The following is a 15,707-nucleotide window of genomic DNA, read 5'->3' as shown; positions in this document are numbered from 1 at the left end:
GCCGCCGAGGCCCGAGGACCTACCCGAGGGCGAACTCGACCCCGCTGGGCAGGACGGCCCAGACCTTTCCGTCCTTCTCCCGGATTTCCGGCTCGATGGGGACGATATCCCGTCGTGCCTCCCAGACCCGGCGGAGGGTTCCCCGCTCGGCGACCTCCGCGCAGTTGGCGACGGTCGGGGGCAGCATAGGCATGCGCCCGGCCTCCCACTCGGTCCGGACCGTGGCCGGATCGGTCCACGCGGTCAGGTCGGCCTCGCCGCCCACGTCGCGGGAGGCCTGGCCCGGCGGGAGTTCCGCGACGAAGAAGTAGGTGTCGTAGCGGCGCTTCTCGGCCTCCGGGGTGATCCACCGCGACCAGGCGTGCAGCCACTCGGAGCGCAGCACCAGGCCGCGTCGGGACAGCACCTCGGTGAAGGAGCGTGAGCGGTCGATCAGCCCGAGGCGGTCGCGTTCCCAGTCCTCGGTGGAGGTGTCGACCGTGATGGCCTCCTCACCGGCGCGTTCGGGTTCGCTCGCCAGCAGGACGCCGGTCTCCTCGAACGTCTCGCGGACCGCCGCGCAGACCAGGGCCCGGGCCATCGGCACGTCCGTCCGGAGCTGCTCGGCCCATTCGGCGGGGCCGGGGCCAGTCCAGGGCAGGTCCCCGTCCGCGTCGCGCTCGTCGACCCCGCCGCCCGGGAACACGTAGGCCCCCGGGGCGAAGCCCATCGACGCGACCCTGCGCATCAGCAGCACTTCCAGGCCACCGCCGGCCGCTGCGCCCGCGGGCGGCGTGCGCAGCAGCATGACGGTGGCGGCGGGACGGGCAGGGGCGACACCGTGGTTCTCGGGCATCGACGCTTCCTCCTTCGGATCGAAAAGTCGCGCCGGGCCCGGATGTCGCCACCCGGATGGGGACGAACCGCTCAGCGGGCCTCGACGATCATCTCAACCTCGACCGGCGAGTCCAGCGGCAGGGCGGCCGCGCCGACCGCACTGCGCGCGTGCACGCCGGCGTCGCCGAAGACCTTGCCGATGAGTTGGCTCGCCCCGTTGATCACACCGGGCTGGCCGGTGAAGTCGGGGCTGCTCGCCACGAAACCGACGAGCTTGACGACCCTCGTCACCCGGGAGAGGTCACCCAGCTCGGCCCGCACGGCGGCGATGCCGTTGAGTGCGCACAGCGCGGCGAGGTCCTCGGCGGTCTCCGGGTCGACGTCGGCACCGACCTTGCCGGTGGTGGGCAGCTTGCCCTCGACGAAGGGGAGCTGGCCGGCCACGTACACGTGGTCGCCGGTGCGCACCGTGGGCACGTAGGCCGCGACGGGGGCGGCGAGCTCGGGCAGGGTCAGCCCGAGCTCGGCGAGGCGCTCCTCGGGTGTGGCCATCAGACTTCCCGCTTCATGTAGGCGACGTACTGCTGGTTGCGGGGGTCGGTGCCCTCCGGCAGGGGCGCGGGGACGACGGAGACGAGCTCCCAGCCGTCCTGGCCCCAGTTGTCCAGGATCTGCTTGGTGGCGTGCGACAGCAGCGCCACGGTCTGGTACTCCCACTTGCTCATACGGCTTCCCCCATCGGTTCGCTGGGCGGCCCCGCGGGACCGCTTCTCGACGCCGCTCACCCTACTTTCCCCACGGCCGGGCACGTGCTGTGGCATGGACCGACCGGCGCCGCTGTGACCGGCCCGCATAGACTCCGTGGGGTGAGTGAGCGTGAGCACCGATCACCCGGCTCCTGGGGCCCGTGCGCCGACGCGCGGCTGCACATCGTCACCGGCAAGGGCGGTACAGGCAAGACCACGGCGGCCGCGGCGCTCGCGACCGCGCTGGCCTCCGGCGGGCGCCGGACCCTGCTGGTGGAGGTCGAGGGGCGCCAGGGCGTGGCGGCCCTGTTGGAACGCTCTCCCCTCCCCTACGAGGAACGCACGATGCTGTCGGCCCCGGGCGGCGGCACGGTGTCGGTACTCGCGGCCGACCCCGAGTCCGCGCTCATGGAGTACCTGGAGCTCTTCTACGGCATGCGCCGGGCCGGCCAGGCCCTGACCCGTCTGGGTGCGGTGGACTTCGCGACCACGGTCGCCCCCGGCGTGCGCGACGTCCTGCTCACCGGCAAGGCCACAGAGGCGGTCCGGCGCCGCAAGGGACACCGGGGACGCCCGTCCTCGGCGCCCGCCGGAACCCCGTTCGCGTACGACGCCGTGGTGATGGACGCGCCTCCCACGGGCCGGATCGGGCGCTTCCTCAACGTCAACGCCGAGGTCGCCGGGCTGGCCAAGGTCGGCCCCGTGCACGACCACGCCGCGCGTGCGGCCGAGGTCATCAGGTCCGACCGCACACGGGTGCACGTGGTGACGCTGCTCGAGGAGATGCCCGCTCAGGAGACCGCCGACGGCCTCGACGAACTCGCCGGGCTGGGGCTGCACCCCGGCGCGGTCCTGGTCAACATGGTGCGCCCGCGGCTGCTCGGCGACGCCGACCTCGAAGCGGCCCGCGCCGGAACACTGGACCGCGCCTCCCTGGCCGCCGGGCTCGCCGCCGCGGGTCTGCCCGAGCCCGAGGACCTCGCGGCGGGCCTCGAGGGCGAACTGCACACGCACGCCGTCCGTACCGAACTGGAGGAACGGGTCCGGGGCGAGCTCACCGCACTCGGGCGTCCCGTCCTGGAAATGCCGCGCTTGGAACGCGGCTCCGGTGAGCAGGCCGTCCAGCGCCTGGCCCGCGCACTGACCGACCAGGGGGTAGGCCGGTGACACCCGAGACCCTCGACGTCGACGAGCTCCTGGACGACCCCGCGCGCCGTGTCGTGGTCTGCTGCGGCTCCGGCGGTGTCGGCAAGACCACCAGCGCCGCGGCCCTGGGTCTACGCGCGGCCGAACGCGGACGCAGGACGGTGGTCATCACGGTCGACCCGGCCAGACGGCTGGCGCAGTCCATGGGGTTGGAGTCGCTCGACAACACCCCGCGCCGTGTGCCGCTGCCCGAGGGGACCCCCGGCGAGCTGCACGCCATGATGCTCGACATGAAACGCACCTTCGACCAGGTCGTGGAGGAGCACGCCGATCCCGCGCGGGCACGGCAGATCCTGGACAACCCCTTCTACGAGACCCTCTCGACGAGCTTCTCGGGGACCCAGGAGTACATGGCGATGGAGCGCCTCGGGCAGCTGCGGGAGTCCGAGGAGTGGGACCTCGTGGTGGTCGACACCCCGCCCAGCCGGTCGGCGCTGGACTTCCTCGACGCCCCCGAACGGCTGGGCAGGTTCCTGGACGGCAGGCTCATGCGCTTCCTGACCGCCCCGGCGGGCTCGGGGCCCCTGCGGCTCCTGGGTGCCGGGGTGGGCATGGTGACGTCGGTGATCGGCAAGATCGTCGGCGCACAGTTCCTCAACGATCTGCGCTCGTTCACCTCGGCGTTCGAGGCGGTCTTCGGCGGGTTCCAGGAGCGGGCCGAACGCACGTACCGGCTGTTGCAGGACCCGGGGACCGCCTTCGTCGTGGTGGCCGCCCCCGAGCCGGACGCGATGCGCGAGGCGGCGTTCTTCGTGGAGCGCCTCGCCTCGGACGGGATGCCGCTGGCGGGCCTGGTACTCAACCGCACCCACCCGCTACCGGAGGGCCCAGCTGCGCGTCTCGGGGCAGAGGAGGCGGAGCGTGCCGCGGAGGAGCTGTCCCGGGACGGGGAGCACCCGGTGGCGGAGGCAGCGCTGCGTCTGCACGCGGAGCGGGCGCGCACGCGCGGGAGGGAACTGCTGCTGCGCGACCGGCTGCTCACTGCGCACCCGGGTGTGCGGGTGGCGGAGGTGGCCGCGCTGGCCGGGGACGTGCACGACCTCACGGGGCTGCGGTGGGTCGGCGCACGGTTGGCCGGCGGGGGACACGAGGGTTCCGCCGGCGCGGAGTGACCGCGGGGCCGGAGAGGGCTGTCCGTCGTCGGTCGCCGCAGTTCAGGACGCAGACGCCGACGCGGACTGCGCGGCGGCGTAGCGGGCCGGGTCCTCGCCCTGGCGGTCGGCCTGTTCCAGGAGCTCGCCCCAGTCCTGCACGTCCGGGTGCTTGCGCAGCAGCGCGCGGCGCTCGCGTTCGGTCATGCCGCCCCACACACCGAACTCGACGCGGTGTTCGAGGGCGTCGGTGAGGCATTCGATCCGTACCGGGCAACCCCGGCACACGAGCTTGGCGGTGTTCTGCGCGGCTCCGCTGACGAACAGCGTGTCCGGGTCGAGCTCACGGCACAAGGCCCGGGTGATCCAGTGGTCGGTCCGCATCTGCCGGCACTCCCAAATCGTCGTGCTCGCGGGGTCCAAGAGGTGTCCGCACTCTGGTTGAGTGGAGGGGGAGGCCCCCGTCGTCGGGCGGGGGTGTTCGAATCGGTGCGGCATCGCCCACCCACCCCCGTGGCCTCGAACGTACGGATTCGTGACCCGCGCCAACAGAACCCACTCGACCCACTTTCCGTCCAACCGAATATGGCCCGTCCGGGCCATTGCGCAGGGGCCCCGCGCCGGGGAACGGGAAGGCGGCAGCAGCGGCCCACAAGCCCTGTGAACACGGGGTTCGGGCCCCGGGGCCGTGACAGGATGGATCCGGGCGAACGGGGCTCGAGACGGTGTGGGCGGTTGGTGTGGTTCAGACCCGTTCTGGGTGGAACACACCACTTCGAGCGCGCACGGTCACTTAGTCTTGATGGGGTGGGTCAGGGGACATTGCTTCAAAGAATCAGCCAACTGGTACTCGTCAGCTCGATAGCCGGCCTCCTGGTCGCCGCGCTGGCGCTCCCGGCCGTCGGCGGCCTCGGGATCACCGCCCGGAACATCGCCGGCGGGTTCCTGGACATGCCCAGCAACCTGGAGACGCCGCCTCCCCCGCAGCGCTCCACCATCTACGACGCCGACGGCGGCGTCGTCGCAGAGATCTTCGACCAGAACCGTGAACTCGTCGAACTCGACGACGTCTCGGACGAGATGGTGCACGCGATCCTCGCCATCGAGGACGCCCGTTTCTACGAACACGGCGGTCTCGACGTGTCCGGCACCCTCCGCGCCGCCATCCGCACCATGGGCGGCAACACCGAGGGCGCCTCCTCCATCACCCAGCAGTACGTCAAGAACGTGCAGATCGAAGCGGCCACCTCCCAGGAGGAGCTCGACGAGGCCCGCGAGGAGACCATCTCCCGCAAGATCAGGGAACTGCGCTACGCGGTCGCCCTGGAACAGCGGATGAGCAAGGACGAGATCCTCGAGGGCTACCTCAACATCGCCTACTTCAGCGACGGTGCCTACGGCGTCGAGTCGGCCGCACAGCACTACTTCCAGAAGCCCGCGAGCGAACTCGAGATCCACGAGGCCGCCACCATCGCGGGCCTGGTCCGCTATCCGTACCTGTACAACCCTCGCTTCTTCCCCGAGCAGAGCCTCGAACGGCGCGACACCGTCATCGACCGCATGTCCACGGTCGGTTTCATCACCGAGGCCGAGGCCGAGGAGGCCAAGGAGGAGGAGCTCGAACTCGAGCTCGACACCCCGCCCAACGGCTGTGTGCCCAGTGATCAGCCCTACTTCTGCGACTACGTGGTGCAGGAGATCGAGAAGGACGAGCGCTACGGGCCCAACGAGACCGAACGTGCACGCTGGCTGCGCACCGCGGGCCTCGAGATCCACACGACCCTGGATCCGCAGACCCAGGAAGCCGGCCAGGACGCCGTCGACAAGTGGGTGCCCCGCGAGAACGAGTCCCGCAAGGTCGCGGCACAGGTCATCGTCGAGCCCGGAACCGGCCGTATCCAGGGCATGATGCAGAGCCGCAACTTCGGTCCGGACGAGGGCAACATCGGTGAGACCTCGATCAACTTCACCACCGGGTCCGACCGCGGCGGCAGCACCGGGTTCCAGGCGGGGTCGACGTTCAAGGCGGTCACCCTCGCCGCGGCGCTCGACCAGGGGATGCCCTTCAGTACCAACTACAGCTCACCGTCGTCGACGACCGTGACCGGGCAGCGCTCCTGCAACGGCGGGACCCTGCCGTCGTGGTCGCTGAGCAACGCCGGTGAGAGCGACGGCGGCAACCACAACATGGTGTCGGGGACCCAGCAGTCCTCCAACACCTTCTTCGCCCAGCTCCAGGCCGACGTCGGGCTGTGCGAGACGATCGAGATGGCCGAGACCCTGGGGCTGGAACGGGCCGACGGCACGCAGTTCACGGAGAGCGAGAACACCCTCGCCAACAACAGCTTCACCCTCGGCAGTGAGGAGATCGCTCCGATCGACCTCGCGGGCGCGTACGCGACCTTCGCCTCGGGCGGCCAGCTGTGCGAACCGCAGGCCATCGACCGGATCGAGGACCACCAGTCCGGTACCACGATCAACATCGAGCCCGAGTGCGAGCAGGTCATCGACGAAGAGGTCGCCGACGGGGTGAGCTACCTGCTGTCGCAGACCTTCAGCGGCGGAGGCACCGCGGACGGCCTGGACATCGGACGTCCCGCGGGTGGCAAGACCGGTTCCACCGATGGCACCGCCGCCGCCTGGTTCGCCGGCTTCACCCCGCAGATGGCCGGGGCCGTCTTCGTCGGCGACCCGCGCGGACCGCAGGAGTACCCGCTGCGCAACGTCAGCCTCGGCGGCCGCTCCTTCGGCCAGGTCTACGGCGGCACGATCCCCGGACCGATCTGGCAGGAGACCTTCGAGGGCGCCCACGAGGGCCTCGACGAGGAGAGCCTGGCCTCGGCGCCGTCGCAGTTCGGCTCCACCTCCGGCGGGGGCGGCGGTTCCGACGACGACCCGGACGAGGACGCCAGCCCGACCAGCGACGACCAGGGTGTGCCCAACGTCGTCGGCCAGGACGAGTCCGAGGCGGTCTCGAACCTGGAGGACGCCGGTTACGACGTCAGTGTCTCCGGGACCCGCGTCGCCTCCGACCAGTCCGAGGGCACCGTCGCGAGGGTCAACCCGGACCCCGGCACGACCCTGCCGGAGGGCGCGACCGTCAACGTGTTCCTGAGCGAGGGCGGCGGCACCGCGGCGGGTGACGAGGGCCCGGAGCCGGTACAGCCGGCCCTGCCCACGACACCGCGCGAGCGGCTCTTCTGACCGTCCCGCACACGCAGACGCCCGGCACCGGAATCCGCTCCGGTGCCGGGCGTTCGTCGTGGAGGGGTCAGCCGGCGAGCTGGCGCTTGACCTCGGCGGCCACCCGGGAGCCCTCGGCCTGGCCGGCCACACGCGGGTTGACGACCTTCATGACCTGGCCCATCTGCTTGGGGCCCTCGGCGCCGGTCTCACCGATGGCGGCGGAGACGAGCTCGGACAGTTCGCCGTCGGTAAGCTGCTTGGGCAGGTAGTCCGAAATGACCTCGCTCTCGGCCCGCTCGGCCGCGGCCTGGTCCGACCGGCCTCCCTGGTCGAACGCCTCGGCCGCCTCACGGCGCTTCTTGGCCTCGCGGGTCAGCAGCTTGGTCACCTCGGCGTCGTCGAGGTCGCGCTGGGAGGATCCCGCGGACTCCTCCGTGGAGATGGCGGCCAGCACCATGCGCAGGGTGCCCGTACGCACCTTGTCGCGCTCCTTGATGGCGGCGGTCAGGTCGTTCTTGAGGCGGTCTTTGAGTTCGGACATGGCACAGATCCTACGGTGGCCGGAAAGCGGCCACCATCCGTTTCCCGTCCGGCGCCACGCGGCCGGCCGCGGCCACACGATCGACGACGAAGGAGAACCCCGGATGGGCGACGACCGACGACTCACACGCCGGCTCGGGCGGGCGGCGGCCGTGACCAGTGCCGTCGGGGCGGCGGGGCTGTTCTACGCCTCGGTCATCGAGCGCAACTGGTTCCGGCTGCGCCACTACGAACTCCCCATGCTTCCCCCGGGGAGCCCGCGTCTGCGGGTGCTGCACCTGTCGGACGCGCACCTGACGCCCGGGCGGCGGATGCTCATCGACTGGATCCGCGGGTTGGAGGCCTACGAGCCGGACGTCGTGATCAACACCGGCGACTCCCTGGCCCACCCCGATGCCGTCGGCCCCTTCATCGACGCGCTCGGACCGCTGCTCGACCGCCCCGGCGCGTTCGTCTACGGCTCCAACGACCTGTTCTCCCCGCAGTTGAAGAACCCGGCCCGCTACCTGTGGCGCACCAGCAAGCACGATTACTCCAAGCGCCGCGTGCCCGACCTGCCCTGGCGGGACCTGGGTTCGGCGATGACCTCCGCGGGGTGGCTGGACCTCAACAACCACAAGGGCCACCTCAAGGCCAACGGGGTCTCGGTGGCGCTCGCCGGGGTGCACGACTCCCACATCAAGCTCGACCGCTACGACGACGTGGCCGGCCCGGCCGACCCGGACGCCGACGTGCGCCTGGGTGTGCTGCACTCGCCCGAGCCGGCGAACCTGTCCCGCTTCAGCGACGACGGGTACCAGCTGCTGCTGGCCGGGCACACACACGGCGGTCAGCTGTGCCTGCCCTACTACGGGACGCTCGTGACCAACTGCGGCATCGACCGGGAACGCGCCTGGGGGCTGAACCCGTACGAGGACTCTTGGTTGCACGTGTCCGGCGGCCTGGGCACGTCGCCGTACGCGCCGGTGCGGTTCTGCTGCCGCCCGGAGGCCTCGCTCCTGGACCTCGTGCCCTCCGCCTGAACCCCGGCGGCTCCGGTGCACCGACCCCCGCCGCAACCGATGTGCGAAGCACTCCGCGCGTCCGCTAGAATTGTGGACGTTGCTTCGGGGTGTAGCGCAGCTTGGTAGCGCGCTTCGTTCGGGACGAAGAGGTCGTGGGTTCAAATCCCGCCACCCCGACGAGCACGAAGGGCCGGTCCTGCGGGACCGGCCCTTCGTCGTTCCCTGGGCAGCCTCCAGCTCGGACGCGGTCGCCCGGGTCACCCGGTTCGGCCGAGCCCGAGCCTTCCGCGTGTGAGCACGACGGCCAGGAGCGCCAGGCACACCCACACGCCGGCCTTGACCGCGTCGAAGAACAGGAACCCGGGCGGCTCGAAGGAGAAGGCGTCCTGGAAGGGCCAGCCGAACGCGTTCTCCGTCGTGTGCAGGAGCGCGACGGCGAGGATGCTGCCGCCGGTGCGGTTGAACAGCCACGTGTAGAAGAAGGTCGCCGCCGTCACACTGACGAAGAAGACCACGTTCCCGGCCGCCCAACCCGGTTCCCCGAGTCCCAGCGGCAGATGCCAGACGGACCACATGAGCCCCACGAGCACGCTCGCCACCAGCGGCCCGTACCGTTCCTGCAGCCGGGGCAGTGCCAGCCCGCGCCAGCCGAACTCCTCCCCGAGCCCCGCCAGGACGAAGATCAGGGGGAAGTTGACGGCGAAGGACACCAGCGACGCCGTCGACGGCGCTGCGACCTGGTCCGGGTACACGAGCAGAGCCACGGCGTAGGCGGCCGCCAGGAAACACAGCGGCACGCCGAGGAGGGTGAGCAGGTAGACCCGTCCCGGTGCGCCCACGCGCAGGATCCCGGAGGCGAGGGCCCGCGCGCCGGGGAACCCGCGGGCGGCGAGGACCACGGCGAAGGCACACACGCTGGGGCCGACGAGGATCAGCGGCACCATCCGGGACAGGCCCTCGCCGCGCTCCGCGGTGAGCAGCAGATAGGGCCAGCTCACGGCCAGGAGCAGCGTGTAGAAGGCAGCGACCCGGTGGCGGTCGACGAACTCGGAGGACCTCCCGAAGGGCCGGTCCCGCCTCGCCCGCTCCGAGCCCGCCATCGCCGTCCCCCGTTCCGGGCCGTAGAGGCCCCGATACACAGTCACGCGTGCCCCGCGGGGTGACAAGCCCACTGGCCGGTTGAGGCCATGCCGAGAACCGTCTCGGGGCCGGCCCGCACGGCGACGAACGGAAGAAGACACCACGGACATGGCCATTTCCTGCAGATACGCCTCCACCGCACGGGCACCATTCCGGAACGACCCTGGAACGTCGGAGACTGACGGCACGTGACCGGCAGACGGCGTGAAGGAGCCAGTGGGTGCATGGACGAGATTCAGCAGATGTCGGCGACAGACCTGGTGGTGGCGGTCCGCCGGCGGGAGGTCTCCGCGCGGGAGGCAGGCCTGCAGCAGCTACCTGGACTGGATGCGCTCGGCCTGTGTGCTCTCCGCGACCGGGCTCCCGGTATTGGCGATGCCTGCCGGTTTCACCCCCTCGGGGCTGCCGGTGGGCTTCCAGATGGCCGTGGACCACTACCGGGACGTGGAGCCGCTGCGCTACGCCAAGGCGTTCGAGGACCGTACTCGCTGGGTCGACCACCGGCCGGACGTCGGTGCCGGCACGGGGCAGGACGTGCACCCGGTGACGACGATGGCTGCGGGGTAGGTCCCGACGGAGGGCCTGCCCGCGGGCAGGCCCTCCTCCGTTCCGGGTGTTACAGGGCGCCGACGTTGACGTCGATGCAGGCGTAGAAGGACATGTCGGTGTCGGCGACGTTCCAGCGGGCGAGGATGGTCTGCTCGCCGCTGTAGCCGGACAGGTCGACGTCGTGGGTGAAGTTGGACGGCGGCTGGGCACCGCCCTCGTCGAAGCTGTCGACCAGGTCGCCGTCGATGAAGTACTCCCACTCGGCGGTCGAGTGGGCGGCGGTGATGGTCCACTCCAGGTTCGCGGTGGTGCCCACGGGGGTGACGTCCCAGCCGTAGTTGTCGTCGTCGAGCTCGGAGAAGGCCTCGTTTCCACCGGAGCAGCTCATCTGGCCGGAGGGCCCCTCGACGCTCTGCGGCTCCCACTGGATCGGGCCGCACTCGACGACGCCGGCGGCGCACTGGGCCTGACGGCTCGGGGGGTCGGAGACGTAACCGTGCGCGCTGGCGGTGCCGGCAGGCATGAGGGCGAAGATCAGCGCGGTGGATCCGGCGACCGCGGCGGAGGAACGGAGAACTCGGTTCTTCATGAGGGGGAAGCCCTTCTCTTCGGGTCACGGCCCCTGAGGGGGTCTCGGGGCCGCAGCGGGGGTGACCCGGGCCCGTCGGCCCAGGAGGGCGGAGCCCCGGCGCGGGGTCGGATATGCACCCGTGCCGGCGCGGACGGTGTCGTCCCGGCGCTCTCCGGGCGTCCCCGGAAAGCTCCTTCCACCCGGTTCGCAAAACAGTAAACAGTCCTTATAGAAGCGTCAAGGCTCTGTTCGTGCTTCGTGCACGCGGGGGTACGCAGTGCCACCCCCGCCAGCTCAGCGCGGGGACGCGAGCGCGCGCACTGGTACGCGCGGCAAGGACGCACAGAGGGCGCCGCGAACTGGAAATATTATTAACAGATCAGGGTGCGGTCTGTTCGGGTCTCCGTCGGCACGGCACCCGACCCTCACCCGGAGGACAGACTTGCCTCACCCGACGCGCGAAGGATCCGTGGCCCCCGACGAGCGCCGCTCGAGCGCTTCCCGGGCGGACTGCGCGTCGGCCAGTTCCAGATCGGTCAGGATCCGCTCGGCGGAGGCCAGCAGCGCGCACGCCCGCTCGTCGTCGACCACCGGCGAGGGCAGACCGCCCAGGGCGAGCGCGGCCTTGGCTCGGATGTACTGCTCGTCGCGCTCCTCGGCCAGGCCCAGCGCCTTGTCCAGGGCCCGGGCCGCCTCGACGTCGCGCCCGGCGGCAGCGTAGGTGATCCCGAGGTCCGCGAGGATCTCGGCGTCACCGCTGTGGTCACCGACCGAATCGGCCAGGTCCAGAGCGGTGGCGTGCTCCTCGACCGCGCGACCCCAGTCCCCGGAGATCCGGTGGGCGTTGCCGAGGGAGTTGTGCACGTAGATCCGGTTGCCGGCCAGGGACAGCTTGGTCGACAACGCCAACGCCTCCTGGAGATCGGCGAAGGCCCCGTCGGTGTCACCGAGCCAGGCCCGGGCCTCGCCCATCACACGGCGGTTGTGCGCGGCCGTCTCCTCCCGGTCCGTGTCGGAGGCGCGCTCCATCGCACGTTCGGCGCAGTACAGGGCCTCGTCGTACTGGCCCAGGCTCTGCCGCAGCACGGCCAGGTTCCCCCACTGCAGGGATTCGATACCGGAGTTCCCGACGGCGGCCGCGTGCTCCAGGGCCTCCTCGATCGCCTCGGCCGACTCCCCGAAACGCCCCACGCGCTCGTAGACCATGCCCAGGTTCGCGTTCACGCGCAGGATCCCCATGCTGTCGCCGAGCTCGAGGAGGATCCCGCGTGCCTGGGTCAGCAGGTCCAGGGCCTCCCCGAACCTGCCCGAGATGTAATGGGCGATACCGAGCCCGATCAGGGTGACCGCACGCCCCCGGCCGCTGCCCTGGCGCTCGCTCACCTGCAGCGCACGCTGGTGCGAGCTGACCAGGAGCGCCATGTGCCCCCGCAGGGCGTAGAACCGCCACACCAGGTCGGCCATGCGCCAGGCCTGGTCGCCGAAGTCCCCCGAGGCGAAGAACTCGATGGCGTCGGCGAGGTTCTCGTGGTGGAGCGAGAACCACTCCTCCGCGTCCTCGCGAGTCGACAGCTCGCTGCGGTGTGCACGGTTCGGGGCGTCCTCGTCCTCCCCCGAGACGCGCGGGCCGAGCAGGTCGGCGCCACGCTGAGCGGTGTCGAGGTAGTAGTGCGCCAGGGACAGACGGGCGGTGTCGACGGGCTCCTGGCCGAGCACCGGCACGGCTCGGATGCGCGAGAAGTCCTTGATGAGGTCGTGCAGGCGGTAGACGTCACCCTGGGGCTCGGAGAGCAGGTACATGCCGACGAGCTCCTGGAGCATGTCGTCGGCCTCGGCCACGTCGAGCCCGATCAGCGCCGCCGCCCCGGTGAGGTCGACCGTGTCGCCGATCATCGTGCCCAGGAGCAGGAACGCGTGCCTCTGCTCGGCGTTGAGGCTCTGGTAGGACAGGTCGATCGCCGACTCGACGCTCTGCCCCTCGACCTGCAGTTCGCGCAGCCGGCGGTCGCGTTCGCCCAGCCGGCGTGCCACGTGCGCGAACGACCACCGCGGACGGCTGAGCATGCGCCCGGCCACGACACGCAGCGCCAAGGGCAGCCCCCCGCACAACCGGGCGATGGCGCGGGCACCGTCGGCCTCCTCCACCACACGCGACTCCCCCAGCACCTTGGACAACAGTTCCAGGGAGGAGTCCTCGTCGAACATCCCGAGGGAGACGAACTGGGCGCCGCTGATGCCGCTGACGTCCTTGCGCGCGGTGATCAGGGTGAGCGAACCCGGGGAGGACAGCACGAGCGGGCTGATCTGCGTGACGTTGAAGGCGTTGTCGAGGATCAGCAGCACGCGGCGTTCGGACATCGTGGCACGCCACAGGGCGGAACGCTCGTCCAGGGAGTCGGGGACGGCCTCGGGTGCCACACCCACCGCCCGCAGGAGGGCCCCGAGCGCGGCGGCGGCGTCGAGCGGGCCGCGGTCGGTGTTGTATCCGTACAGGTCGATGAAGAGCTGGCCGTCGGGGTAGTGCTCGGCGGCCTCGTGGCCGAAGCGCACCGCCGTGGTGGTCTTGCCCTCGCCGCCGGAACCGGTGAGCACGCAGACCTGTGCCCGGTCGTCTCCGTCCACGAGGGCGCGCATGCGGGACAGGTGTTCCTCGCGGCCGGTGAAGTCCGGCAGGTCGCGGGGCAGGTCGTTGCGGACGACGTAGGTGTCGGCCGTCGCCGGTTCCTCGGGGGCCGTGCGTACGGCCGGCGGGGCCTCCTCGCGGAGGATGCGCGCGTGCAGGCTCATGACGTCGGCGCCGGGGTCCACACCCAGTTCCTCGACCAGACCGGACCGGAACTCCTCGTACACCGTCAGCGCCTTGGCACGGTCGTTGTCGTGCCAGAGCGCCGTGATGAGCAGGTGGTGGAGCCGCTCGCGGAAGGGCTCCCCGCGGGTGAGCGGGGTCAGGCGTGCGACGACGTCGCCGGCCCGGCCGAGGGCGAGCGCGTGTTCGGCCCACGCGGTGACGGCGGCCCAGCGCTCCTCCAGCAGAGGCGTGACCACGGAGTAGGAGAGGTGTTCGGAGCCGACCCCGGAGAAGGGGGTGCCGCGCCAGCACCGAAGGGCCTGTTCGAGCAGGTCGACGGCTTCGGCCGTGGGGGCCTGCGCCGCACGTGCGCGCAGTTCGCGGAAGCGGTGCAGGTCCACGCTCCCGGGGTCGGCGTCGAGCACGTAACCACCCGGGGTGGTGGCGATGGTCCCGGGCAGCAGGCGCCGGAGGTGGGAGATCTGGACCTGGATGACCGACCGGGCGGTGCGGGGCGGGTCGTCGCTCCAGAGGTAACCGATGAGCTGGTCGAAGGTGACCTCGCGTCCGAGGTGCACCAGGAGCGCGCCGAGCACACACCTCTGGCGCGGTCCGCCCACGGTGACAGGGCGACCGTCGTCCCAGACGGTTATGGGGCCGAGCACACTGAATTCCACAACGGGTCAGCCTAGCAAGGTGAATTGGCGCAAAGGAGAAATGCGCACAAGAAAGCGGCCCCGAGTACCCCCCTCCAAAACGATACTCGGGACCGCGGCCCGTACCCGTCCGTGGACGGTCGGTTCATGGTCCGTTCGGTGGACACCTCGGTGCCCGCCGAGCGGTGCCTATTTCTCCTGCGAGGGAGACTCCTCCGCGGGGGGCTCCTCCTCCGGCTGGTCCTTGCCGGGCTCGGGCTCCTCCAGGGGGCGCATCTTCGCGGCCGGCCGGACACCGGCCACGATGCGCTCGAACTCCTCGTCCACGGTGAGCATCTTCGGCACTCGAACTCCTCTTCTCACAGCGCTCGCGTAGATCCGCAGTGTGGCTCTACGCCGTCGATCGATCATCATCGGCCCCGTCTCCGGGCGGCGAGGCCACCCGCGGTGCCTCCGCCTTCTCGAACACCGCGGGTGGCGTTGTGCCCAGCGATCGTCGCTTCGGTGTGACTCCCGCGAGCCGTCCTCTCGCGGGCACCGTCCGCGTCGAACACCTTCGACACTAGAGAGTTCTTCTTACAGGGAGCTTTCAGTCCACTTTCAGGGGGCATGGGACCGATGAATCACCGAAAGTCGCGTGATGAGCACCCTATGCCCACCACGTGAATCGGTGAAACTCCGTCCCCAAGTGCAGGTAGGACGACCCGGAGAATCCCCTCGGGACGTCCGCCCTTTACGGTCGAACACGGTATCGGCAAATGACATATCCGATACCCGTTCACCGGGGCCGAACCGGGGAACCGCTCCGATCCGCGCCCTCCACAGGGCATGATCGTGCCTGGAACGTCGTTGTGCAGAGGACTGGGCACGACACACCGGACGCGAAGGAGGACTGCCCGTATGCAGGACGGTGACGGCAACGGCTGGGTGCGGCTGCCCGACGGCTCCTACCGATGGGGCCTGTACGGCGCGGCGGGCCTGCTGCTCCACGCCACCGACACCCGCGGGTCAGGGCACGTGCTGTTGCAGCACCGCGCCGGATGGACCCACATGGGCGGGACCTGGGGCATCCCGGGCGGGGCACGCAACCGCGACGAGACCCCTCTCGAGGCGGCCGTGCGCGAGTTCCGCGAGGAGGTCGCCGGCGACCTGTCCGAGTACACGGTCCTGGGCACCTACGAACACGACCTCACACAGTGGCGCTACGACACGTTCCTGCTGGGACTGCCGTCGATGGTGCCGTTCCACGCCGGCAACGCGGAGAGCAACGAGATCCGGTGGGTCCCCGTCGCCGACGCCGAGTCCCTGCCCCTCATGCCGGCCTTCCGCACCGCCTGGCAGGACCTCAGGCCCGGACTGGAGGCCACCCCCGCGGGCGGCGCTGCCTCGGGCACGGGCACTTCCTGAACCGCTC

The 15,707-nt window shown here is 70.8% G+C and carries 15 protein-coding genes and 1 tRNA gene; 7 read left to right on the top strand and 9 right to left on the bottom strand.

Going from position 1 to position 15,707, the window contains the following annotated elements; translation table 11 throughout:
* Positions 1-19: 19 nt before the first annotated feature.
* The 3 genes from IDM40_RS24525 to IDM40_RS24515 form a co-directional block, all read right to left on the bottom strand.
* Positions 20-835, bottom strand: coding sequence for an NUDIX hydrolase (locus IDM40_RS24525; RefSeq protein ID WP_193124426.1), 816 nt, complete (start codon positions 833-835; stop codon positions 20-22).
* 71 nt (positions 836-906) lie between these two features.
* The gene (locus tag IDM40_RS24520) at positions 907-1,368 is read right to left on the bottom strand and encodes a RidA family protein (RefSeq protein ID WP_193124425.1); all 462 of its coding nucleotides are present in this window, start codon (positions 1,366-1,368) and stop codon (positions 907-909) included.
* Positions 1,368-1,541 (bottom strand): DUF4177 domain-containing protein, encoded by a 174-nt coding sequence (locus IDM40_RS24515; RefSeq protein WP_193124424.1) that lies wholly within the window; start codon positions 1,539-1,541, stop codon positions 1,368-1,370. The genes IDM40_RS24520 and IDM40_RS24515 overlap by 1 nt, the downstream gene beginning before the upstream one ends.
* A 141-nt stretch (positions 1,542-1,682) precedes the next feature.
* Between IDM40_RS24515 and IDM40_RS24510 the strand changes: the two genes are divergently transcribed.
* Both IDM40_RS24510 and IDM40_RS24505 read left to right on the top strand, forming a co-directional pair.
* Positions 1,683-2,729, top strand: a complete 1,047-nt coding sequence (locus IDM40_RS24510; RefSeq protein WP_193124423.1) for an ArsA-related P-loop ATPase — start codon at positions 1,683-1,685, stop codon at positions 2,727-2,729.
* The gene (locus IDM40_RS24505) at positions 2,726-3,880 is read left to right on the top strand and encodes an ArsA family ATPase (RefSeq protein ID WP_193124422.1); all 1,155 of its coding nucleotides are present in this window, start codon (positions 2,726-2,728) and stop codon (positions 3,878-3,880) included. The genes IDM40_RS24510 and IDM40_RS24505 overlap by 4 nt, the downstream gene beginning before the upstream one ends.
* A gap of 42 nt (positions 3,881-3,922) precedes the next feature.
* On the opposite strand, the gene IDM40_RS24500 is transcribed toward IDM40_RS24505, so the two are convergent.
* Positions 3,923-4,243: a WhiB family transcriptional regulator gene (locus IDM40_RS24500; RefSeq protein ID WP_193124421.1), complete on the bottom strand. Its 321-nt coding sequence runs from the start codon at positions 4,241-4,243 to the stop codon at positions 3,923-3,925.
* A gap of 438 nt (positions 4,244-4,681) precedes the next feature.
* Between IDM40_RS24500 and IDM40_RS24495 the strand changes: the two genes are divergently transcribed.
* Positions 4,682-7,063, top strand: a complete 2,382-nt coding sequence (locus IDM40_RS24495; protein WP_193124451.1) for a penicillin-binding protein — start codon at positions 4,682-4,684, stop codon at positions 7,061-7,063.
* 67 nt (positions 7,064-7,130) lie between these two features.
* Here IDM40_RS24495 and IDM40_RS24490 read toward each other — a convergent pair whose 3' ends face one another.
* Entirely contained in the window at positions 7,131-7,586 is a 456-nt protein-coding gene (locus tag IDM40_RS24490; RefSeq protein ID WP_193124420.1) for a GatB/YqeY domain-containing protein, read from the bottom strand.
* A gap of 103 nt (positions 7,587-7,689) precedes the next feature.
* Between IDM40_RS24490 and IDM40_RS24485 the strand changes: the two genes are divergently transcribed.
* Both IDM40_RS24485 and IDM40_RS24480 read left to right on the top strand, forming a co-directional pair.
* Positions 7,690-8,607 (top strand): metallophosphoesterase, encoded by a 918-nt coding sequence (locus IDM40_RS24485; protein ID WP_193124419.1) that lies wholly within the window; start codon positions 7,690-7,692, stop codon positions 8,605-8,607.
* A gap of 85 nt (positions 8,608-8,692) precedes the next feature.
* Positions 8,693-8,766 (top strand) — tRNA-Pro (locus IDM40_RS24480).
* Between the two features lie 80 nt (positions 8,767-8,846).
* Here IDM40_RS24480 and IDM40_RS24475 read toward each other — a convergent pair.
* Positions 8,847-9,734 (bottom strand): CPBP family intramembrane glutamic endopeptidase, encoded by an 888-nt coding sequence (locus tag IDM40_RS24475; RefSeq protein ID WP_193124418.1) that lies wholly within the window; start codon positions 9,732-9,734, stop codon positions 8,847-8,849.
* Between the two features lie 370 nt (positions 9,735-10,104).
* On the opposite strand from IDM40_RS24475, the gene IDM40_RS24470 reads away from it, so the two are divergent.
* Positions 10,105-10,296, top strand: coding sequence for a hypothetical protein (locus IDM40_RS24470; protein WP_328807118.1), 192 nt, complete (start codon positions 10,105-10,107; stop codon positions 10,294-10,296).
* A 49-nt stretch (positions 10,297-10,345) separates the two neighbouring features.
* Here IDM40_RS24470 and IDM40_RS24465 read toward each other — a convergent pair whose 3' ends face one another.
* From IDM40_RS24465 to IDM40_RS24455, 3 genes are all read right to left on the bottom strand, one after another.
* Positions 10,346-10,867 (bottom strand): lytic polysaccharide monooxygenase auxiliary activity family 9 protein, encoded by a 522-nt coding sequence (locus IDM40_RS24465; protein WP_193124417.1) that lies wholly within the window; start codon positions 10,865-10,867, stop codon positions 10,346-10,348.
* A 429-nt stretch (positions 10,868-11,296) separates the two neighbouring features.
* A complete protein-coding gene (locus IDM40_RS24460; RefSeq protein ID WP_456320164.1) occupies positions 11,297-14,302 on the bottom strand; it encodes a BTAD domain-containing putative transcriptional regulator in 3,006 nt (1,001 codons plus the stop codon).
* A gap of 180 nt (positions 14,303-14,482) precedes the next feature.
* A complete protein-coding gene (locus tag IDM40_RS24455) occupies positions 14,483-14,638 on the bottom strand; it encodes a hypothetical protein (protein ID WP_193124416.1) in 156 nt (51 codons plus the stop codon).
* 555 nt (positions 14,639-15,193) lie between these two features.
* Here IDM40_RS24455 and IDM40_RS24450 point away from each other — a divergent pair.
* Complete coding sequence (locus tag IDM40_RS24450) at positions 15,194-15,700, top strand: NUDIX hydrolase (RefSeq protein WP_193124415.1); 507 nt, start codon at positions 15,194-15,196, stop codon at positions 15,698-15,700.
* Positions 15,701-15,707 lie beyond the last annotated feature (7 nt).

It is taken from the genome of Nocardiopsis coralli (assembly GCF_014892575.1).
In the GTDB taxonomy this organism is placed as follows: domain Bacteria; phylum Actinomycetota; class Actinomycetes; order Streptosporangiales; family Streptosporangiaceae; genus Nocardiopsis; species Nocardiopsis coralli.
The sequence above is the reverse complement of the archived record's forward strand: the minus strand, read 5'-3'. Positions and strand labels throughout refer to the sequence as shown.

Coding starts and splice junctions, on each gene's coding strand:
- IDM40_RS24490 (WP_193124420.1), bottom strand. CDS start 7,586: ATGTCCGAACTCAAAGACCGCCTCAAGAACGACCTGACCGCCGCCATC.
- IDM40_RS24450 (WP_193124415.1), top strand. CDS start 15,194: ATGCAGGACGGTGACGGCAACGGCTGGGTGCGGCTGCCCGACGGCTCC.
- IDM40_RS24525 (WP_193124426.1), bottom strand. CDS start 835: ATGCCCGAGAACCACGGTGTCGCCCCTGCCCGTCCCGCCGCCACCGTC.
- IDM40_RS24500 (WP_193124421.1), bottom strand. CDS start 4,243: ATGCGGACCGACCACTGGATCACCCGGGCCTTGTGCCGTGAGCTCGAC.
- IDM40_RS24470 (WP_328807118.1), top strand. CDS start 10,105: ATGCCTGCCGGTTTCACCCCCTCGGGGCTGCCGGTGGGCTTCCAGATG.
- IDM40_RS24515 (WP_193124424.1), bottom strand. CDS start 1,541: ATGAGCAAGTGGGAGTACCAGACCGTGGCGCTGCTGTCGCACGCCACC.
- IDM40_RS24520 (WP_193124425.1), bottom strand. CDS start 1,368: ATGGCCACACCCGAGGAGCGCCTCGCCGAGCTCGGGCTGACCCTGCCC.
- IDM40_RS24465 (WP_193124417.1), bottom strand. CDS start 10,867: ATGAAGAACCGAGTTCTCCGTTCCTCCGCCGCGGTCGCCGGATCCACC.
- IDM40_RS24485 (WP_193124419.1), top strand. CDS start 7,690: ATGGGCGACGACCGACGACTCACACGCCGGCTCGGGCGGGCGGCGGCC.